The 21,265-nt window shown below is 69.3% G+C and carries 11 protein-coding genes; 6 read left to right on the forward strand and 5 right to left on the reverse strand.

Annotation, left to right across the window (positions count from 1 at the left end; translation table 11 throughout):
* Nucleotides 1-38: 38 nt before the first annotated feature.
* The 3 genes from HGG74_RS22190 to HGG74_RS18595 form a co-directional block, all read right to left on the reverse strand.
* Nucleotides 39-2,318: an acyltransferase family protein gene (locus tag HGG74_RS22190; RefSeq protein WP_312856905.1), complete on the reverse strand. Its 2,280-nt coding sequence runs from the start codon at nt 2,316-2,318 to the stop codon at nt 39-41.
* Nucleotides 2,201-4,318, reverse strand: a complete 2,118-nt coding sequence (locus HGG74_RS18590; RefSeq protein ID WP_312856901.1) for an acyltransferase family protein — start codon at nt 4,316-4,318, stop codon at nt 2,201-2,203. The genes HGG74_RS22190 and HGG74_RS18590 overlap by 118 nt, the downstream gene beginning before the upstream one ends.
* Before the next feature lie 72 nt (nt 4,319-4,390).
* The gene (locus HGG74_RS18595; RefSeq protein ID WP_168488816.1) at nt 4,391-5,626 is read right to left on the reverse strand and encodes a CDP-glycerol glycerophosphotransferase family protein; all 1,236 of its coding nucleotides are present in this window, start codon (nt 5,624-5,626) and stop codon (nt 4,391-4,393) included.
* Nucleotides 5,627-5,733: 107 nt separating this feature from the next.
* Between HGG74_RS18595 and HGG74_RS18600 the strand changes: the two genes are divergently transcribed.
* Both HGG74_RS18600 and HGG74_RS18605 read left to right on the forward strand, forming a co-directional pair.
* Nucleotides 5,734-7,329 carry a stealth family protein gene (locus tag HGG74_RS18600; protein ID WP_168488818.1) on the forward strand — a complete coding sequence of 532 codons (1,596 nt, stop codon included), beginning with the start codon at nt 5,734-5,736 and terminating at the stop codon, nt 7,327-7,329.
* Nucleotides 7,329-10,778 carry a CDP-glycerol glycerophosphotransferase family protein gene (locus tag HGG74_RS18605; protein WP_168488820.1) on the forward strand — a complete coding sequence of 1,150 codons (3,450 nt, stop codon included), beginning with the start codon at nt 7,329-7,331 and terminating at the stop codon, nt 10,776-10,778. Before HGG74_RS18600 ends, HGG74_RS18605 begins: the two co-directional genes overlap by 1 nt.
* A 100-nt stretch (nt 10,779-10,878) precedes the next feature.
* Here the strand turns inward: HGG74_RS18605 and HGG74_RS18610 are convergent, their stop codons facing one another.
* Nucleotides 10,879-13,740 (reverse strand): GH25 family lysozyme, encoded by a 2,862-nt coding sequence (locus tag HGG74_RS18610; RefSeq protein ID WP_168488822.1) that lies wholly within the window; start codon nt 13,738-13,740, stop codon nt 10,879-10,881.
* A 425-nt stretch (nt 13,741-14,165) separates the two neighbouring features.
* Here HGG74_RS18610 and HGG74_RS18615 point away from each other — a divergent pair, with 425 nt between their 5' ends.
* A complete protein-coding gene (locus HGG74_RS18615) occupies nt 14,166-15,065 on the forward strand; it encodes an endonuclease/exonuclease/phosphatase family protein (RefSeq protein ID WP_312856902.1) in 900 nt (299 codons plus the stop codon).
* Nucleotides 15,066-15,110: 45 nt separating this feature from the next.
* Here the strand turns inward: HGG74_RS18615 and HGG74_RS18620 are convergent, their stop codons facing one another.
* Nucleotides 15,111-17,972 carry a GH25 family lysozyme gene (locus HGG74_RS18620; protein WP_246263048.1) on the reverse strand — a complete coding sequence of 954 codons (2,862 nt, stop codon included), beginning with the start codon at nt 17,970-17,972 and terminating at the stop codon, nt 15,111-15,113.
* Between the two features lie 312 nt (nt 17,973-18,284).
* Here HGG74_RS18620 and HGG74_RS18625 point away from each other — a divergent pair, with 312 nt between their 5' ends.
* The 3 genes from HGG74_RS18625 to HGG74_RS18635 are packed head-to-tail and all read left to right on the forward strand — an operon-like array spanning nt 18,285 to nt 21,233.
* Nucleotides 18,285-19,370 (forward strand): LolA family protein, encoded by a 1,086-nt coding sequence (locus HGG74_RS18625; protein WP_168488824.1) that lies wholly within the window; start codon nt 18,285-18,287, stop codon nt 19,368-19,370.
* The gene (locus HGG74_RS18630) at nt 19,367-20,326 is read left to right on the forward strand and encodes an ABC transporter ATP-binding protein (protein WP_312856903.1); all 960 of its coding nucleotides are present in this window, start codon (nt 19,367-19,369) and stop codon (nt 20,324-20,326) included. The genes HGG74_RS18625 and HGG74_RS18630 overlap by 4 nt, the downstream gene beginning before the upstream one ends.
* A complete protein-coding gene (locus tag HGG74_RS18635) occupies nt 20,316-21,233 on the forward strand; it encodes an ABC transporter permease (RefSeq protein ID WP_376766160.1) in 918 nt (305 codons plus the stop codon). Before HGG74_RS18630 ends, HGG74_RS18635 begins: the two co-directional genes overlap by 11 nt.
* Nucleotides 21,234-21,265 lie beyond the last annotated feature (32 nt).

Raw genomic sequence — 21,265 nt, forward strand, 5'->3', positions numbered from 1 at the left:
TAATCCTGGAAGCGTCGGGAACAAAAGCGCCGTCCAGTCTACTGGCTGCTCCGGTCCGCAGCCGAACCGGGCCGGTCTGCCAGAGCCGCCCGGAGGGGCCCGTCCAGGTACGGCGCCAGGGTCCGGGCGTAGGTGGCGGTGATGTGCGAGCCGTCGCGGAACGCCACAACCGAGCCGATGACCGCCGGGCACACTTCACGGGCACAGAAGTACTTGTCCAGGTTCACGGTGCCGATGCCCGGCGCATCCAGCTCACGGGCCGCCCGCTCCAGCGGGTCCATCCAATGCCAGCTCCGGGGCGTGCCGGAGCAGGCGGACGGATCCTCCGGGTGGGCGGCCAGGCAGTCCGGGATGGAGCTGATCCGGGTGCCCGGATAGGGCGGATCCTTGATCACCAGGACCTTCGTCCCGGCCGCCGCCCATTCGGCGAGGTAGCTCTTGTAGCCGGCGACGGCCGGCGCCTCGGTGCTCTGCCAGCTTTCGCCCTCCACCGTGACCGACTGCCGCGCGGACGTGACCACCAGGTCGTATTTGCCGCCCTTGGTCTGGTCCATCACCCACCGGCCGTAGTCCAGGCAGTTCCGGGTCCGCTCGGCATTGTTGAAGTCCAGCGGCGCGGTGGTCAGGTTGCAGCGGGTGACCAGGTAGGTGGTGATGGTCCAGCCGTGCTTGTCCGCCAGGATCTGCAGGGCCGGCAGCCATTGGCCGGCATGGGAGTTGCCCACCAGGGCCAGCTGGGTCTTTCCGTCCCCGTAGGTGCATACAGGCCGGTCGGTGAAGTCATCGTAGGACCAGCAGCCGTCCTTGTAGGCGTCCGGAAGATCGTCCTTGGCCAGCGCCGGCTCCGGGACCATCCGCTCCGGCTGCCCGGGCGCGCAGGTGCCGGGCCCGCGGGCCAGGGCAGAGGCGCCGATGCAGGGGTCCTTGCCTGCCTCCACCGCGGCCAGCTGCTGCTCGGCCAGCTGGCTGCGGTAGTTGACCTCGGCCAGCTGGGCACCGCCGAGCACCGCGACGGCGGCCATGCCGGCTGCGGCGAAGCGGTAGGCCGGCACCAGCCGTCCGGCCGGCAAGGCCGAACGGAACCTGTCCTCGACGAAAACCTTGGTCAACGCCGCCAGCACGAGGGTCAGGGCCAGGACCGCCAGCTTGTCCCACCAGCGAAGGTCGGCCCCGGTGGCGAAGGGGAACAGCACGATCAGCGGCCAGTGCCACAGGTAGACCGAGTAGGAGACATCGCCGAGCCACTGCACGGGTTTCAGGCCCAGGACGCCGGTGGGCGAGGACCTGTGCTCCGTGCCGGCCAGGATCACCAGGGCGGTACCGGCCACCGGCAGCAGCGCAGTGTAGCCGGGGAACGGGGTCGCGGCGGTGTACGTCACGCCCGCCGCGAGGATGGCCGCCATCCCGCCCCAGGCCAGCAGCGCGGCCGCGGCCCGGGGCAGCCGGGTGGCGGCCAGCGGCGCCAGCGTGGCCACAAGGCCGCCGGCGGCAAGTTCCCAGACCCGCGTGGGGGTAATGAAGTAGGCGCTGCCGGCGTCGTCGGCGGTGGCCAGCACGGATACCGCCAGGGACCCGGCGATGACAGCCGCGATGACGCAGCGGGCCACCAGGCCGACGGCGAGCCGCCAGATGCCGGCGAGCCAGACGACTGCCAGGATGACCAGGGGCCAGCACAGGTAGAACTGTTCCTCAAGCGAGAGCGACCAGAAGTGCTGGACGGGACTGGGGGCATTGTCGGCCGCCAGATAGTCCACCGCGCTGCCGGCCAGGACCCAGTTCTGCACGTACAGGGCCGAGGCAATTATCTCCTTGGCGATCAGCTCCCATTGCGTTGGCGGGGCCACCAGCCGGGCCGCCACGGCGGTCGCGGCCAGCACCAGGAAGGAGGCCGGCAGCAGGCGCCTGATCCGCCGGGCCCAGAACCGGGCCAGGTCTCCGGCCGTGCGCGGCTTCCGGGCGAGCAGGTGCGCGGTCATCAGGTAGCCGGAAATGACGAAGAAGACGTCCACGCCCACATAGCCGCCGGTCAGCCGGGCCGGCCAGAGGTGGTAGATCAGGACCAGGGAGACCGCCACGGCGCGCAGCCCTTGGATGTCCTGCCGGAATCCGGCAGGACTGCCGATGGCGCTGTGCGGGGCGGTTAGGTTTTTCGTGCCAGGTCCTGACGCTAGATTTCCCCAAATTCCGTCCGGTCGCCATCCTAGCCAGTGGGCGGCTGGCCCGCGAGGGCTTTTTCGATCGGCTCCTGCAGGTAGGGCGCCAAGGTCCTGGCATAGGTCGCCGTGATGTGCGAACCGTCGAAGTACGTTACGACGGATCCGACGACGGCGGGGCAAACGCCGTCGGTGCAGAAGTACTCATCCATATCGGTCCTGTGGATGTGTGGATGGGCGAGTTCGCGCGCTGCCTGGTCCAAGGGGTCCATCCAGTGCCAGCTCTCCGGCGTGCCGGAGCAGGAATCGACGTCCTTGGCAGCCAGACAGTCCGGTATCGAACTGATTTCGTTGCCCGGGTAGGGAGGGTCCTTGATGACCAGGACCTTGGTACCGGCGTCCGCCCATTGCTTCAGATAGGACTTGTATCCTTCCACCGCCGGGGCTTCGGTAGTTTCCCATGAGGTGCCGTGGACCGGGACGGATTGCCGTTCCGACGTAATGACGAGGTCGAATGCCTTACCCTTCGTCTGCTCCATGACCCATTCGCCGTAGGCATGGCAGTTTTCGGTCATCTCATCGGTATCGAACTCCAACTGCGCGTCCGTGGGATTGCAGCGTGAGACGAGGAAGGTCGTAATTGTCCAATTGTGCCGTTCGGCGAGCACCTGCAGGGCAGGCAGCCAATGACCCGCGTGGGAATTACCGACCAGGGCAATCTCGATGTCCCCGTTGCCATAGGTGCAGACGGGGCGCTCCGTGAACGGCTCATTTGACCAGCAATTGTCCCGGTAGGCGTCCGACCTGTCATTCTTGGCCACAGCTGGTTCCGGAATCATCCGGTTGTCCGGCGGGCATTCATCCCCTGACGCAATGGCGGCGGCTCCAAGGCATCCATCACCGCCCTTTTTCAGCTCTTCGAGCTGTTCACCGGCCATCTGCTGGCGGTAATGGACCTCACCCAGCTGTGCGCTGCCCAGCACGGTGAGCGCGATCATTCCCGCTGCCGCAAAACGATACGTGGGAGTGAGTCTTCCGGAGGGATGTGCGGACCTGAATTTGTCCTCTACGCACGTTTTGGTCAGCCAGGCGAGCACTACCGTCAGCACCACGATGACCGCGTTCTCGAGCCAGCCGCGCTCGCCTCCAGTCGCGTAGGGGAGCAGCATGATCAGGGGCCAGTGCCAGAGGTAGACGGAGTAGGAGACGTCGCCGAGCCACTGCAGCGGCTTGGCGCGCAGCAGATGGGTGGGCGAGAGGCGGTCCTGCGCGGCCGGCAGGATGACCAGGGCGGTTCCCAGGACCGGCAGCAGAGCTGTGTAGCCGGGGAAAGGCGTGGCACCGTCATAGGTGAAGCCGGCCAGGAGGATCCCTGCGATGCCGGTCCAGGCCAGCAGAATGCGAACGGGTCCCGCGAGCCGGGGTGCCGCCCAAGGCCCGATGACGGCTACGAGTCCGCCCACGGCCAGTTCCCAGATCCGTGCCGGGGTGATGAAATACGCGCTGGCTGGCTCGGAAGCCGTGGTGTGGACGGAAACCGCGAGCGAAACAGCGGCCAGGCCCAGCATCACGAACCCGGTCAATACGGTTGCATTTGCTCCCCATTTCCTGGCCAGCCAGAAGCCGGCAAGGATGACCAGCGGCCAGAAGAGATAGAACTGTTCCTCAACTGACAGGGACCAGAAGTGCTGGCTCGGAGTCGGTGCATTCTCTGCCGCCAGATAATCGACGGATGCGCTGGCCAGGGCCCAGTTCTCGACGTACAAAGCCGACGCGATGATTTCCCGCGCAATGGCAGCCCACTGCGTTGATGGGGCGAGAATTCTCGCAGCGACTGCAGTAACCAGCAGAACCAGGAATGCGGCAGGTAGAAGGCGGCGGATCCGGCGGCCCCAAAATGACGCAAGGTCCCTGACCGTACGCGGAGGGTTGGCGACCAGATGGGCGGTAATGAGATAGCCGGATATGACAAAGAACACGTCAACACCGACGAATCCGCCGGTCAGCGCGCCGGGCCACAAATGGAAGATGACGACAAGGGAAACAGCCAAAGCCCGCAGTCCCTGGATGTCGTACCGGAAACCTTGGACTTTCGGCGTGAATCCTGCGCGATGCGGCACTGTATCGGTAACTGAACGTGAGATCGTTTTCCTCCTGGCGGTCACTAATGCCCGGGCAGCTCCAATCCTGCAGTAAGTCAGCCTATCGAAATCCAGCGGGTGCTTTTTCGTGCTTGTTTATTCTCCGAGGACGGTATCCACCGCTTTCAGGAAGCGGCGGGTGCTGGCTCCGGGCGAGGTGTCCCCGAAGTGGTGCCGGACCAGGTCCAGCTGTGCCTGGCCCACGGGGCGGGAGAGCAGTTCGTCGAGCCGGGAGACCACCCCGGCTGCCTCGGAGGCCTCCAGCAGGGGAACGACGCCGGCGATGCCGCCGGGATCGACGGCGGCCGCCGGCTCGGCCGGCCGCGTGAGCAGCAGCGGCTTGCGCCGCGGAAGCCAGTCCATGGCCATGGCGGACAGGTCGCAGATGCACACGTTGGCCTCGGCCATGGATACCGAGAAGTCGGGCCTGCGGTCCACATAGTGCCCGGCCCCGGGGGTCCGCTTCACGGCGTCCTCGACCAGGGCCGTGATCTGCTCCGCGGCCGCCCGGTGCGCCGGCAGCCGCACGCCGGTGCGCGGGTGGGGCCGGAACACCAGCCGGTAGCGCGGGTCCGCCAGGATGGCCCGGGCCATCTCCACCCCGTGGGAGGCCAGCGAGCCGTAGGCCATCGCCGGGCGGTCACCCTCCCAGGTCGGGGCGTAGAGCACGGTGGTGCGCCCGCCGGAGTCCTGCCCCGCCGTCGAATCCTGCCCTGCCTCGGGGACCGCGCTGTCCAGCTGGGGCCGGCCGATCTCCACCAGCCGGGCCGGGTCCAGCCCCCGCACCCGGCCCAGGATGCGCTCGCGCGAGGCCTGTCCGGCGATGAAGGCATAGTCATAGGCCTTGAGCTGGTTGGAGGCCATGGAGATCTTGTCGCTTTCGCCGTGGCTGAGATGGACGTGCACCTGGCCGGTCAGGCGCAGGACGGTGAAGTTGTCCCGGTTGTTGTTGACGTAGAACACCAGGCGCACGGCCTTGTCCTGGATGAACCGCTCCACCTCTCCGATGCCCGATGTCAGGTAGAGCGGCAGCGGCGAATCCTTGAGCAGCTCGGCAGCGGTGGTGGCGCGGTGCACCAGCAGGGCCACCGGATGCGTGCGCGCCAGCTCGGCCAGCGGAGCGAACCACTGGCGCACCTGGTAGGCGCTGGAAGGCTCGTCGGCAAAGTAGACGACGCAGTCGAAGCGTTCCGGCGCGGCGGATCCGGCGGCCAGCTGCCGCCTGAGGCGCCGGGCCGCCACGGCGTCGGCCGCCTGGCCGCCCAGGACCGTGAGCGCGCGGCGGACGGGGGCCGTGCGGGAGGCAGCCGCGCGGAAGATACTGAGGGGCACGAAGGACTCCTGTCGGCAGGTCGGCAGCTGGCAACCTGCCCGAACCATGGAGCCTGCCCGGACGTCCGGCAATCCGCCAGCCTTGGCTTGCTAAACTATAGCGACTCTTGCCGCGGCGGCCGGGACGGACGCTGCGGCTGGCACTGCCCACCGTCGCCGGAGGAAAGGACCCGATGTTCGCCGGACTGCGCGGGACTCTCGCCAGGGTTTTGCCGCAGCCGGCCGTCCAGGCGCTTTTCGACCTCCGCTACGGCAGGACCGGGATCCAGCGCCGTACCGCCGGCGCCTGGCGGCTGGCCCGCACGCGTCCGGCCCGGCAGGCCCTGGCAACGGACACGGTGCCCGCCGTCGTGGACGGACGGACGGTACTGGCGACGCCGGTGCGGCGCTTCTGCGCGCGCGACGCCGCGGCCGCCAACCACCTGCTGGTCGCCGAGGCGGCCCGCACCGCCGGCATCGGCCTCCGGGACGAGGTCGCGGGCCCGGCCGGCGGCCGCCGGGTCGGTGTGGCGCCGGAGGATCTTCCCCGGCTGCTGGCGGCGGTCGCCGGCGCGGCAGCGGGCCGGCCCGTCTACGCCTCGGCCGCCGGCCGCCCGCCCGCGCCGGTGGAGGAAGCCGGCGCCGGCAATCCGTCCGAGGTGGCAGTCTTTGAGTACCGCGCGGCCGGCGGCCTGGTGCTGGCCGACCGGCGGCTCGGCTGCACGGTCCTGGCCCGTCCGTCCGGACCCTGCCTCCCCGCCCTGACGGACTTCACCGGGCCGGTGGATCTTGTCTATACCTGGGTGGACGGGGCCGATCCGGCCTGGAGGCGCGCACGGGACGAAGCCTGGGCCCGGATCCACCCCGGCGAACTGAACGAGCACGCAGCCAACCCGGAACGCTTCCGCTCCCATGACGAACTGCGCTATTCGCTGCGTTCGGTTGACTACTTCGCCCCGTGGGCCAACCACGTCTACCTGGTCACGGCAGGGCAGGTGCCGGACTGGCTGGACACCGCCAACCCGCGCATCACCGTGGTGGACCACCGGGAGATCTTCGCCGACGCCGCCGCGCTGCCCACGTTCAACTCGCACGCCATCGAGGCACAGCTGCACCGCATCCCCGGGCTGAACGAACACTTCCTGTACCTGAACGACGATGTGTTCCTCGGCCGGCCCGTGGTCCCGGAACTGTTCTTCCATGGCAACGGACTGGCCAAGTTCTTCCTCTCCGACCAGCGCATCGGTGCCGGCCCCGCCGGGCCGGCGGACCTGCCGGTGGACAGCGCCGCCAAGCGCAACCGCGCGCTGATCGAGGAGAAGTTCGGCAAGAGCCCGCAGTTCAAGTTCAAGCACACGGCGCACCCGCAGCGGGTGAGCACGCTGCGCCGGCTGGAACAGGACTTCGCCGCCGCCCACGCAGCCACCACCCATGCCCGGTTCCGCACCCCGGCGGACATCTCCATCCCCTCGTCACTGGCGCACTATTACGGCTACGGGACCGGGGCAGCGGTGCCGGCGGACATCGCCTACCGCTACTGCGACATCGGCCAGCCCGGCGCCCAGGCGAAGCTGCTGCGCCTGCTGCGGGACCGGGACGCGGATGTCTTCTGCCTCAACGAAGTGGGGAAGTCCGCCGTCGGCCTGCACCGCCAGGAGTCGATGGTCCGGCAGTTCCTCCAGTCCTATTACCCGGTGCCAAGTTCATTCGAAGTAGGAAACTGATGCCCAATCCCAAGTCCCTCCTGACGCGCGCCAAGACGAGGACCGAGCGGGTCCTCGATCCGCGGTCCTCCGCCGCGCGCCGCGAACTGCACCATCTGGCGGTCGGCCAGCGCGGGACCGTGCTCACCGCCGGCTTCACGCTCGCACCCGAACTGACCCCGCTGGCGCTGTGGGCTGCTGCCGGCGGGGACGCGCTCCGGCTGGTGCCGGTCGACGCCGTCACCGGCGAAGAGACGCCGCACGGCAGGAACTTCCAGGCCGAGCTGCCGCTGGAGCCGCTGGCGGCCCGGGTGCCCGCTGCCGCCTCCGGCGGGGAGGGTGCGGTCCTGCAGCTGTTCCTGGAAGTCGAGGCCGAGGCGGCCCGCCTGCCCCGGTACAGCCGCGGCATCCGGCCGGCCCCGCAGCCGGGGGAACCTGCGGCGGATACCGCCGTCGTCGACGCCGGCGACGACTTCGCCTCCTTCCGCACCGGGCTGGAAGCCGGCCGGATCGGACCCGCGCTGCGGTACCGGGCCTGGCTGCCGCTGGGCAGGTTCCTTGAGACAACCATCGGGCCGCTGGCCCCGGTAGCTGCCGGAACCTCCACGCTCACGCCCTACGTGAACCGGCGAGGCTACCTCAGCCTGGCGGTCGACCGCCCGCTCAAGCCGTACAACGCCATCTATGTCAAAAAGCTCTCCGTCGCCGGCGGCCTGCTCGAGCTGACCGGCCGCCTGGTCACCCGGCACGGCGACGCCGTCCGGGCCCAGCTGGTCCTGCTTGGACGGCAGACCGGACGGCGCTACACCGCCCCCGCACACCTGGTGTTCAACGCCGAAGCCACCTCGCGCCACTACGGCCTGCGCGAATACAGCGTGGAAGCAACGCTGGACTTCTCCGGCATTCCCACGCACGAGCTGGCCGAGGAAGACATCGTCGACCTCTGGCTCGAGGTCTGGGACCGCGTCGCCGCCGAGCCGCACAAGGCACGGATCGGCAGGACCCGGTACGTCACCCGCAAGCTCACCCGGGCCGGCTGGCAGCGGCGCGGGGACCAGACCGTGTGCATTACGCCCTACTACACCTTCAAGGCCAAGAACACCTCCTTCCACATCGAGGTGATCGATACCGACGCCTTCGACTACCTGCAGCAGCGCACCCGGATCCCCCTGCGGAACCAGCGCGGCCTCACCGGCAAGCCGGTCTGGCTGGTGGGGGAGCGGCCGTACAAGGCGCAGGACACAGGACTGGCCTTCTTCCGCTACCTGCGGCTGAACCACCCGGAGATCGACGCCTACTACGTCATGGATCCGGCCTCCCCGGAGGCCCGCAACCTTGAGGGCCTGGGCAACGTGGTGGCGTACCGCTCCCGGGAGCACTTCGAGGTGGCCCTGAAGGCGGAACGCTTCATCGGCTCCCACCACCCGGACTTCCTCTACCCCACCCGGCTGCCGCAGTTCCGCCGGGCGGCCGGCGGCGTCAAGGTCTTCCTCCAGCACGGGGTCATGGGCACCAAGTGGATGGTGCCCAACTACGGCAAGAAGGCTCCCGACTTCGAGACCGACCTCTTCCTGGTCAGTTCCGAGCGCGAGAAGGAATACATCGTCAGCGACTTCGGGTACGCGCCCAAGGACGTGAAGATCACCGGACTGTCCCGCTTCGACACCCTCTTCGCCGGCGACGTCGAGGTCCGGCGGAACCAGATCCTGGTGATCCCCACCTGGCGGGACTGGCTGCCGGACCCGGCGCTGTTCACCGAGTCCGAGTACTACCACGCCTGGAAGAGCTTCCTGACCGATCCTCGGCTGCGCCGGCTCAGCGAAGAGCACCAGGCCGAGATCGTGTTCTGCCTGCATCCGAACATGCAGCAGTTCCGGCACCACTTCGCCGACGCACCGGTCCGGGTCATCTCGCAGGGCGAGGTGGACGTGCAGCACCTGCTCAAGGAAAGCGCGCTGCTGGTGACCGACTATTCCAGTGTCGGCTTCGACTTCAGCTTCCTGGACAAGCCGGTGCTCTACTACCAGTTCGACCGCGAGCGGTTCCTGGGCCCGCAGGGTTCGCACCTGGAGCTGGACGAGGAACTGCCCGGCAAAATTGCCTTCGACCGCCAGCGGCTGCTGGCCAACCTGGAGGAAGCGCTCGCGTCCGGCTGCGCCATGCCGCCCGAGTATACGCGCCGGGCCCGGCGCTTCCTGAAGTACCGGGACCAGGACAACTGCCGGCGCATCTTCGAGGCCGTCCGCGCTGCCAAACCGGCCGAGCCGAGGGTGCGCCGGATGGTGGATCCGGAACTCGGGGAAAAGGTGGCCGGCCGCTTCCGCCGGAGCCGCTACTACTTCCCGGCCATGCAGCGGATGTTCAAGCTGGTGGCGCGCACGCCCATGGACAAGGACCTGATCGTCTTTGAAAGCGGCCTGGGCAAGCAGTACGCCGACAGCCCCCGGTACATCTACGAGGAACTGCTGCGCCGCGGCGACACACGCCGGAAGGTCTGGGTCTACGACAGGAAACTGCCGGTGGCGGACCCGCACACCAAGGTGGTCAAGCGGCTGTCGCCGGAATACTACTGGTACCTGGCGCGGGCCAAGTACTGGGTGAACAACCAGAATTTCCCGCACTACCTGCGCCGCCGCAAGGACGGGGTGTACATCCAGACCTGGCACGGCACGCCGCTCAAGCGCATGCTCCACGACATGGACGAGGTGCACGGGCGGACCGACGGCTATATCGAGCGGGTCTCCCAGGCGGTGCGGCAGTGGAGCGTGCTGCTGTCCCCGAGCCCCTATGCGACGGCGGCTTTCCGCAGCGCGTTCCGGTACCAGGGGCCGGTGCTGGAGGAAGGCTACCCGCGTAACGATGTGCTCGCCCTGGGCAAGGACACCGGCGCCGGCCGGGCGGTGCGCGCGAAGCTGGGCATCCCGGCAGACCGGAAGGTGGTGCTCTACGCCCCGACGTTTCGGGACGACCAGGCCACCGGGACCGGGCGGTTCAGCTTCGAGCTGCCGCTGGACCTGGAGCGGTTCCACAAGCGCTTCGGCGAGGACACGGTGCTGCTGCTGCGCATGCACGTGCTGGTGGCCGGCCGGCTGTCGATCCCCGAGAGCGCCAGCGAAACGGTGTTCGACGTCTCGGCCTATCCGGAGATCCAGGACCTGCACCTGGCCAGCGACGTCCTGGTCACCGACTACTCCTCGGTGTTCTTCGACTTCGCCATCCTGCAGCGCCCAATCATCTTCTACGCCTACGACCTCGAGCGCTACCGGGACACCCTGCGCGGCTTCTACCTGGACTACGGAACGGACCTGCCGGGGCCGGTGGTGCAGACCGAGGAGGAGCTCTTCGACGCCATCGAAGCGGCCGGCGGTCCCGACCCGGACGGCCGGGCGAAGCTGGCGGCGTTTGCGGCCAAGTATGCCCCAAAGGACGACGGCGGCGCCGCCGGCCGGGTGGTGGACGCCCTCCTGTAACCGCCCCGCCCCGCCAACTCGTTGACGACGCGGATAATGCCCTTCCCGGACTTGGAAAGGGCATTATCCGCGTCGTCAACAATGAGTGGAGAGGGGTCGGCTACAGGCGGCCGACGTCCTTGCGCGGGCTCAGGGCGCCGATGACGAACTGTGTGCCGTTGTAGCGCCAAATGTACCCGGCCGGGGCCGTGGCCAGCAGGTCCACCTTGCGGTCCGAGGTGAAGTCACCGGGTCCGGCGATCCGGTCGTAGGCGTTCCAGCCGCTGCTGCCGATCTTCCGTTCGGCAGCGAACCAGCCCGCGGAGTAGGTCCTCCGCCCGGCCAGCAGCCACAGCGTGCCGTCCGGCTTGCGCGCGATGATGTCGCCGGCACCGTCGCCGGTGTAGTCGCCGGCGGCGGTGAGGTAGCTGTACTGCTGCCAGCCGCTGGCGATCCGTGTCGGCGTCCCGTGCCGGCCGTTGCCCGGTCCGGCGTACAGCCACACGGTTCCGTCCGGGCGGACGGCCAGCAGGTCGGCGCGGCCGTCCCGGTTCACGTCGCCGGCCCCCAGGACCCGGGAGTACTGGTTCCAGCCGCTGGTGCCGATCTTGACCCGGCGCTGGTAGCCCTCGTTGCCGCCGCCGACCTTGCCGGTACCGGCGTAGAACCACAGCGAGCCGTCCTTTTGCCGGGCGAGCAGGTCGTTCCTGCCGTCCCTGTTGTAGTCGCCCACGCCGAAGACCAGGCTGTAGATCTGCCAGCCGTGGCCGATCCGCACCCGGGGCCCGTAGCCGCCCTGGCCGTTGCCAGCGGCGAACCACAGCTGGCCGTTCGGCTTGCGGCCGATCAGGTCCGCCCTGCCGTCCCCGTTGAAGTCCCCGGGGGTGATGATCTCGCTGTAGCTGTCCCAGATGTCCGTACCGGTCTGCACCCGCGGCTTCATGCCGGAGGAGTCCTGCATCTGCGTGCCGGCGTAGAAGCGCAGCGACTGGTCGGCGGAGATGGCCAGCAGGTCGTTCCGCCCATCGCCGTTGTTGTCCCCGACGCCCAGCAGCGTGGTGAACTTCTCCCAGCCGGAGGAGCCGATCTTCTGCGCCCTGCCGAACAGCGTCCCGTTGCCCGCGGCCTTGCCGGTCCCGGGCAGCAGCCAGAGCGTGCCGTCAGCCCCGCGGGCGACGACGTCGGCCTTGCCGTCGCCGGTGAAGTCCCGCGGTGCCACCAGCTGCCGGTAGCCCTGCCACCCGGAGGCAACCAGGACCCGGGATCCGACCTTGCCGGAGCCCAACCCGGGATAGAAGTAGACCGTGCCGTCGGTCCGCTTGGCCAGCAGGTCCCCCCGGCCGTCACCGTTCAGGTCCCCGGTGCCCAACAGGTCCGCATACTGGTTCCAGCCCGAGGCGCCGTTGCGTACCCGTGCGTGGTACGTCCCGCTGCCGGTTCCTGCGTAGAACCAGAGCGAGCCGTCGGTCTGCCGGGCCAGCAGGTCCGGCCGGGAATCGCCGTTGAGGTCTCCGCCTCCGGCCACGGCGTTGTAGATCTGCCAGCCCTCGCCGAGCTTCCGCGGCGAGCCGTAGCCCCCGGCGCCGTTGCCCGGATACAGCCACAGGGAACCGTCCGTACGGCGGGAGAGCAGATCCCCCCGGCGGTCACCGGTCAGGTCTCCGGCCGCGGCATAGTCCTGCCGGGTGCTGGTGACCTGGCTGGCAGCCGACGAGCGGTTGTAGGCGAAGTTCTGCAGGTCCTGCTGGCTGCCGCGCCAGACGTTCGAATCCCCGGTGAAGGGGCCGGTGGAGCTGTACTGCCAGATGTCCCAGCTGGCCCAGCCGGCCGGCAGGGTCGGCCGGGCCAGGGTGTAGCCGGGGTAGGGGTAGTGGGCGATGTGCAGCGGGTGGTCCCTGAATACAGTGCTGTTGCCGGTGCATTGGTTCCACCAGTGAGCGGTGGTGTAGATGGCCGGCAGGCGTCCGGTGAGCGACCTGATCGTGTTTGAGAAGTCCCTGATCCAGGCCACCATCTGCGCCGGGCTCATGTTGTAGCAGGTGTTGCCCAGTTCCGGGTAGGGGTTGTACTCGATGTCCAGCAGCGGGGGCAGGGTCTTCCCATCGGCGGACCAGCCGCCGCCGTTGCGGACGAAATAGGTGGCCTGTGCTTGGCCCGAGGAGACGTTGGGGATGGCGAAGTGGTAGGAGCCGCGGATCATCCCCTGGCGGTAGGAGCCGGTGTACTGGGTTTCCCAGTAGGGGTTCTTGTAGTTGAGCGCTTCGGTGGACTTGACGTAGGCGAACCGTGCCCCGTAGTCCCATTCGGTCTTCCAGGTCACCGAGGGCTGGTGGCTGCTGACATCGATGCCCTGGATACCGTCCGGGCTCCAGTCATCGCGCGCCGACAGGACCGGGAGCGGCGCGGCGGCCGGGGTGAGCGAGGCGCTGCGTTCGATTTCCAGCACCTCGAGCTGCTCGTCCAGCTCCTCCTGGGCCTCGGGTTCCGTCAGTTCCTCGATGCGCTCGCGCCGCTGTTCGAGGCCGCTGCCCATCTCGGCTCCGTGCTTGCCCTGCAGCACCGCCAGCAGCTGCCGGAGCTGCTCCTGCGAAAGTTCTTCAACCGGCACCTCGACCTCGGCCTCGACGTCTGCGTCCGCCCCACCGGCGTTCCCCTCCGGCACGGCGGGGGAGGGATCCGGGACGGCAGTTTCCGCCGGCGCCCCCGGTTCCCCCATCTCCGCCGGCTCCTTCGGGGCTTCGCCGGACGGCTCCGGTTCCCCGGCGGGCGTTGGTGTTCCGGGATCACCGGCGGCCGGATCCGGGACGGTACCGGTGGCGGCCGGCTCGGTCGCGGCCGGCGCAGGTGCGCGTTCGACGGCGGCGGCCGGCGTCGCGGTGAGCGCGCCGGAGACGGCGAGCGAGAGTGCCGTCAGGGCGCAGGCGATGCGGGATCGGCGGGCGGTGCCTCCGCCGCGCGCGGAGGTTTGGCTGCGAGTGCTCATGTGTAACTCCGGATCACCCCTTCGCTGGCGAAGCGAGGGGCAGAGGCCCCGAAGGGCGTAGTGGGCTGAGACGTTTCACCTTAACATCATGGCCAAAGGTGTGACCACAGTGAACCACGCTGCCGGCCCGGAGCGCGGTAAATCCGGCGCGCGTCGCGGGCAGCACCAACGGAGGGTACGGTCCTGCGGCGCAGGTGCCCAAGAATAAGGGGGCATGGGGGTTACTGGCCCGATGAATGCTTTGATCATTAAGAAAGTCCGGACACTGGCCGCTGGGGCGGAAAACAGGCGCCCCGGCGGCCTTGACACCTGTGCCGGCAGGGGACCACACTGCTGGCACCAGCGGGACCGGCAAGGGGGCACAACCGGTCCAACCGCCGACAGTCGGGGTGGACGGTGTCATGATGGGCGCGCGGATTTTTGCTGTGGCAGTCTTGGTGGTGCTGATGCTGGCTGCCGGCGCAGCGCTCCCGGCGCCCGGGCCGCCGGGGGGCGGCCGGATCGAGCTGCGCGTGATGTCCTTCAACATCCACTACGGCAATGACCTGGACGGCGAACTCGACCTGGAGCACATTGCCGAGGACATCGAAGACAGCGGCGCCCAGATTATCGGCCTGCAGGAGGTGGACCGGAGGAGGTCGGCCCGCAGCGCCTTCGTCGACCAGGCTGCCTGGCTGGCACGGCGGCTGGGCATGTACTACTCTTTCGGCCTCAACCGCACCTACTGGGCCCCGGGCCGGGAGAAGCCCGGCCGGTTCGGTCTGGTGGTCCTGAGCAAGTACCCGATCCTCAGTACCCGGAACCACATGCTGACCCTGATCGACTATGCCAGGCGGCCCACCAAGCCCCGGAGCATCCTCGAGACGGTCATCGACGTCGACGGCACCTGGATCACCTTCTACAACACCCACCTGGACCACCAGCGCAGCGAGCAGCGCCAGCTGCAGGCGAGGGAAATCCTGGCGCTCGCCGGGAAGTCGGCAGGGCCGGCCATCTTGGTGGGCGATCTGAACGCCGAGTATCCGGATCCGGAAATCGCCCGCCTGCGCAGCGTCTTCACCGACACCTTTGTCGTCGAGGACATGGCCGAGGACTACACGTATCCGGCGGATGACCCGTACAGCCGGATCGACTACATCATGACCCGCGGACCCATCCTGGTGCACGAGGCCGAAGTCATCGATGATTCGGATTCCTCCGACCATCTGCCGATCACCGCGGACCTGAGCATCGAGCGGGACCCTGCCTGGCAGTCCTGCGCCGTCCGGCCGCCGGATCCGCTGCCGGCCCGCCAGCGCTGCGAGATCACGTCGGCGGGACGGTGACCTGCCAGCCCCCGCCGGTCCGCGGGGCCTGACAGGCGGGCCCCGCTACAGGCTCCCGGCAGACGTGCCCGGGAGCAGTCCCAGGTTCTCGAACCGCGTTCCCCGGTACAGCCAGAGCGACCCGGAGTCCTCGACTGCCAGCAGGTCCACCTTCCAATCCGAGGTGGTGTCGCCGGAGCCGAGGATCTGCTCGTATCGGTCCCAGCCGCTGCCGGCGATCCGGTTCGGGGACAGGAACCAGCCCCTGGAGTAGCTCTTGCGGCCGGAGAGCAGCCACAGCGAGCCGTCCGGCTGGCGCCCGATGACATCCGCGGTGCGGTTGCCGGTGAAGTCGCCCACGGCTGCCAGCTGGTCGAACTTCTGCCAGCCGCCGCCGATCTTCTTGCGGGGTGCATAGCGGCCGTCGCCCCGCCCCGCATACAGGTACACCCCGCCGTTCTCGTGCACGGCAAGAATGTCGCTGCGCCCGTCGCGGTTGACGTCTCCGGGCCCGAGTACCCAGTCGTACTGGTTCCAGTCTCCCCAGCCGATCTTGACCCGCTTGCGGTAGCCTTCGCTGCCATCCCCGACCTTGCCGGTGCCGGCATAGAACCAGACCGTGCCATCCTTCTGCCGGGCGATCAGGTCATTGGTGCCGTCCCCGTTGAAGTCCCCGGCGCCAGCGAGCTGGTTGTAGATATGCCAGCCCGTGCCGATCCGGGTGGCCGTCCCGTAACCGCCCCTGCCGTTGCCGGCCAGGAACCAGAGCCTGCCGTCGGAACTGCTCCCGATCAGGTCGGCCTTGCCGTCGCCGTCGAAATCCCCGGGCGTGGCGGTGAGCCGGTACCCGCCCAGCGGGGAGGAGCCCAGGCTTTGGCGGGACTTCACGCCGGTGGAATCCCTCATCCGGGTCCCGGTGTAGAAGCGGAGCGATCCGCTGGAGTAGATGCCCAGCAGGTCCTCCTTGCCGTCCGAGTTGTTGTCGCCGATGCCCACGACGGCGGCGAACTTCTGCCAGCCGGAGCTGCCCACCTTGACCGCCGGCTTGAACAGGGTGCCCACTCCGGCCTGCCGCCCGGTGCCCTGCAGCAGCCACAGAGTGCCGTCCGCCTTGATGCCCAGCACGTCCCTGCGGCCGTCACCGGAGTACTTCCCGGGTGCCACCAGTTCCTGGAAGGACCCCCAGCCCGTCGCCGCCAGGGTCCGCCCACCGAACTTGCCGGTGCCGAGTCCGGGGTAGAAGTAGACCTTGCCGTCCGGACGCTTGGCCAGCAGGTCCGCCTTGCCGTCCCGGTTCAGGTCTCCCGGGCCGATAATGTCGGAGTACTGGTTCCAGCCGGTGCTGCTGCTGACCCGGACCCGCTTCTGGTAGCCGCCGGTGCCGGTGCCGGCATAGAACCAGAGCGAGCCGTCCACATGGCGGCCCAGGAAGTCCGCCTTCCCGTCCCGGTTCAGGTCCCTGGTGCCGATGAGCTGGTTGTAGATCTGCCAGCCGGTGCCGATCCTTCGGGCGGACGAGAACCCGCCCTTGCCGTTGCCGGGGTAGAGCCAGAGGGTGCCGTCGCCGCGGCGGGAGAGCAGGTCTCCGCGGCCGTCGCCGGTCAGGTCTCCGGTGGACGCGTACCGCTGCGTCCCGCTCCCGGAGCTGCCGGTGGACGTGGTGCTGTTCCTGGCGAAATTCTTCAGCGCCGTCATCGTGCCGTTCCAGACATTGGAATCGCCTGGGAAGGGGCCGGTGGAGCTGTACTGCCAGATGTGGTAGGTGCTCCAGCCTGCAGGCAGCGGATCGGGCCTGGATACCCCGTACTCGGCCACGTGCAGCGGATGGTCCTTGAACGCGGTGCTGCTGCCGGTGCAGGTGTTCCACCAGGAGGCGGCCGTGTAGATGGCGGGCACACGCCCGGTGCGGGCCTTGATCGTGTTCGAGAATTCCCTGATCCAGGCCACCATCTGGGACGGGCTCATGTTGTAGCACATGTTGCCCAGCTCAGGGTACGGGTTCCACTCGATGTCCAGCAGCGGCGGCAGGGTCCGGCCGTCGGCCGACCACCTCCCGCCGTGGTCGACGAAGTAGTTTGCCTGGGCCGCTGCGGAGAACTTCGGACCAGGGATGGCGAAGTGGTAGGCGCCGCGGATCATGCCCGCGTCGTAGGAACCGTTGTACTGGGACGCGTACCGGGGGTTCCGGTAGGTGGTGCCCTCGGTGGCCTTGACGTAGGCGAACCGGGCGCCGTAGTTCCACTCGGTGGTCCAGTTGACATTGGGCTGGTGGCTGGACACGTCAATGCCCTGGATGCCCTCCGGGCGCCAGTCGTCGCGGGCTGCCGGGACCAGGACGGGTCCGGAGGCCGGCTCGACCGCGGCGGTGCGCTCGATGTCCAGTTCCTCGAGCGTCTCCTCGAGCTCTTCCTGGACTTCGGGTTCCTTCAGTTCCTCGACGCGCTCGGTGCGCTGCTCCAGGCCATGGCCCATCTCCGCCCCGTGCCTGCCCTGCAGGGCGGCCAGCAGTTCCAGCAGCTGGCTTTCGGACAGCTCTTCCACGGGGACCTCGAGGTCCTCGCCCGCTGCCGGATCCTCGGCGGGGGCGGCGCTTCCCTGCCCGGCCGGCACAGACGTTTGCGGGACGGTTCCGGACCCCGGGCCGGGAGCGGCGGGCTCCGGCGCGGGGTCGGTGGCCGGCGGCTCCTCTGCGGCGGGCAGCTGGCCGGTGGCTGACGGTTCCGGCGATGCTGTTGGCTCCGGAACCGCAGGAAGCGTCGCCTCGACGGCGTCCTCCGCCGTCCCCGGTGCCATCTCCGAGGCCGCGGCGGGCGGGACGACCAGGGCCGAGCTGGCGGCCAGGCTCAGCGCAGCCAGGCCGCAGGCGAGCCTGTTCCGGTGCCGCCGCGGGACGGCAGGGCGTAACGACGACGGACGGGGCGTGCTCATAGGGCGTCTCCGGAAAATCCTGCGCTGCAGCTGCACAGCAGCGGGCGGAACAGCGCATTCGCGGGCAAGAGTCGCTTCACCCTAACACCGTAAGTTAAACGTGTGACCTCCGGTGCGGTCGGACCTTGATCACATTTGTACAAATAATTGATTAATTCGTTCCGCGACGCCTGCCGACCCGACACCGGGATCCCGCCCGGGACTGGAGCGGGCGGAATCCCGGCGGGCGCAGAGTTGCTGCCGGGGGCTGTCCGGACTGCCTTTCGGGGCGTACTCTGGCGGTATGTTCCGCCGCTTCGGAAGCCGGTCGTCATGATCCGCGGCCGCCTGCGCTGGCTCCCTGCCCTTGCCGTTTCCGCCGCTGTCACGGCAGGTTCCCTGACCTGGTCCCTCCAGGCCGGCGCCGCCACCGACCTGCCGGCAAAGACCCCGGAAGAAGTCCTGGCGATGATGCTCGACAGCGACGTCCGCGCCTTCTCCGGAGCTCTGGAGCAGTCCTCGCAGCTGGGCCTGCCCGAACTGCCCCGCACCGGCGAGACGGCCGGCCTGGCCTCCGCACTCGATCTGTTCACCGGCACCCACACGGCCCGCGTCTACGTGGACGGCCCGGCCAAGGCCCGGCTGCAGGTTATGGACAGGCTGGCCGAGCGCGACGTCGTCCGCAATGGCAGCGACGTCTGGCTCTACAACTCCAGGGACAACACGGCAGCCCACCTGACCCTGCCGGACCACGGCCGGACCGGCACCGGGCACCCTCAGGAGCACGCCGTGCCCGAGGGGGCGCAGACCCCCGACCGTCTGGCGCACCGGCTGCTGGCCGCCGCCGACGCGCACACGCAGGTCACGGTCGGTCCGGATACCGAGGTCGCCGGCCGGGACGCGTACACCCTGGAGTTCGACCCGCGCAGCGCCGACACCCTGGTCGGGTCGGTCGCCATCGCCGTCGATTCCCTGACCGGGCTGCCGCTGAGCGTCCAGGTGCACGCCCGCGGCCAGCAGCAGCCGGCCTTCGCGCTCGCCTTCACGGAACTGCAGCTGGAGGCTCCCGCCCAGGACCTGTTCGACTTCACGCCGCCGCCCGGCGCCGAGGTGCAGGAGCACACGCTGCAGGCGCCGTCGAAGCAGCACCGGCGGATGGATGACGGCTCCTCCCGCAGCGGAGCAGCCGAAAGGTACACGGTCACCGGCGAGGGCTGGGACGCCATCGTCGGCCTGCCCGCCGGCAGCGTGCCCACCGGGGCGGACGAGTCCGGGCTCCTGGAGCAGATGACGCAGGCGGTCCCCGGCGGACGGGTGCTGTCCACGGCCCTGCTGAATGTCCTCTTCACGGACGACGGGCGCGTGTTCGCGGGCTCGGTACCGCTTGAGCGGCTGCAGGCGGCAGCCGGCACCCGGTGACCTCCGGAGCCCCGACCGCCGTACTGGCCATCGAGACCCGGGGACTCACCAAGCGCTTCGGCCGGCAGGCCGCCGTCGACAGCCTCGACCTCGCCGTTCCGCGGGGCAGCGTGTTCGGGTTCCTGGGCCCCAACGGCTCGGGCAAGACGACGACGATCAGGATGCTGCTGAGCCTGGCCGCGGCCACGGATGGGCGGATCCGCCTGCTCGGGCAGGAGATGCCCCGCAGCTGGCAGGACGTGCTGCCGCGCGTCGGGGCCTTGGTCGAAGGACCGGCCTTCTATCCCTTCCTCTCCGGCGCGGCCAACCTGCAGCGGCTCGACGCCGCGGACCGCCGCGCGCCGTCGTCCACCCGGAAGGTGCGGGTGGCCCAGGCGCTGGAGCGGGTAGGGCTGGCCCATGCGGCCGGCAAGAAGGTGCGCGCCTACTCGCTGGGCATGAAGCAGCGCCTCGGCATCGCCCATGCCCTGCTCCAGCCGCGCGAGCTGCTGGTGCTGGACGAGCCGACCAACGGCCTGGATCCCCAGGGCACGCGCGAGGTGCGCGGCCTGGTCAGGTCACTGGCTGCCGGCGGTACCACTGTCTTCGTCTCCAGCCACCTGCTGGCCGAAGTCGAACAGATCTGTACCCATGCCGCCGTGATGAGCGCCGGCCGGCTGGTGGCCCAGGGGAGCCTGGAGCAGCTGCGGGCGGCAGGCCAGGCGCGCGTGCGCATCCTGACTCCCGACGACGCCGGTGCGCACCGGGTGCTCGCAGGCCTGGGCCTGCTGCCCGAACCGGGCCCGCCCGGCACCGGCACGGTTACCGCGCCGCTGCTGGACCATCTGGCCCCCGAGGCAGTTGTGGCGGCACTGGTCGCCGGCGGAGTGCGGGTCCGCGGCTTCGCCGTGGAAGGAGCCAGCCTCGAGGAGCGCTTCGTGGCCCTGACCGGGGAAGGATTCGACGTTGCCCACTGACTCCGGCCGCGCCGGCCACGCCACCGGGGGTGTCCAAGCCGGCAGCCCCGGGACCGGCAGCGCCGCGGGATCAACGCTCCGCCGCGGTGCCGCGGGTTGGGCGCTGCTGGGTTCGGAACTTGCGGTGCTCTTCCGGCGCGGCCGCACCTGGGCCATGCTGCTGGCGCTGGCTGCGGTCCCGGTGCTGATCGCCGTCGCCGTCCGGCTCTCCACGTCCGGACCGGCCCCCGGGCGGGGCCCGGCGTTCCTGGACCGGGTGGCCCAGAACGGGCTGTTCGTCGCGCTCACCGCCGTGGTGGTGTCCACGCCGCTGTTCCTGCCGCTGACCATCGCGGTGTCCGCGGGCGACACCATTGCCGGCGAGGCCGGGCTCGGGACACTGAGATACCTGCTGACGGCCCCGGCGGGACGGGCACGGCTGCTGCTGGTCAAGTACGCCGGTGCCGCGGCGTTCTGCTGTGCCGCGGCCCTGACCGTCATCGCGGCCGGCATCGGCATCGGCGCCGCACTGTTCCCGGTGGGGCCGGTGCCGCTGCTTTCCGGGGACACCGTCGGTGTCGGCGAGGCGATGCTGCGGCTGCTGCTGATCGCCGGCTATGTCGCCGTCTCGCTACTCGGGCTGAGCGCCGTCGGGCTCTTCGTCTCCACCCTCACTGAGGTGCCGGTGGGCGCGATGGCAGCCACCGCCGTGCTGTCCGTCATCTCCCAGGTGCTCGATTCGCTGCCCCAGCTGCAGTGGCTGCACCCGTGGCTGTTCAGCCACTACTGGCTCGGTTTCGCCGACCTGCTGCGCCAGCCCATTGAATGGAGTTCCTTCGCGGACAACGCGCTGCTCCAGGCCGGCTACATCGTGGTGTTCGGGACGCTGGCGTACGGGCGGTTTGCCACGAAGGACATCCTGTCCTGATCTGCCGGCCGGGGCACCGCCCCCCCCCCCCC

The organism is Arthrobacter mobilis (assembly GCF_012395835.1).
GTDB lineage: Bacteria > Actinomycetota > Actinomycetes > Actinomycetales > Micrococcaceae > Crystallibacter > Crystallibacter mobilis.

Excerpts from the sequence above, each read along its gene's own strand:
- HGG74_RS18605 (WP_168488820.1), top strand. The coding sequence starts at position 7,329 with ATGCCCAATCCCAAGTCCCTCCTGACGCGCGCCAAGACGAGGACCGAG.
- HGG74_RS18610 (WP_168488822.1), bottom strand. The coding sequence starts at position 13,740 with ATGAGCACTCGCAGCCAAACCTCCGCGCGCGGCGGAGGCACCGCCCGC.
- HGG74_RS18620 (WP_246263048.1), bottom strand. The coding sequence starts at position 17,972 with ATGAGCACGCCCCGTCCGTCGTCGTTACGCCCTGCCGTCCCGCGGCGG.
- HGG74_RS18625 (WP_168488824.1), top strand. The coding sequence starts at position 18,285 with ATGATCCGCGGCCGCCTGCGCTGGCTCCCTGCCCTTGCCGTTTCCGCC.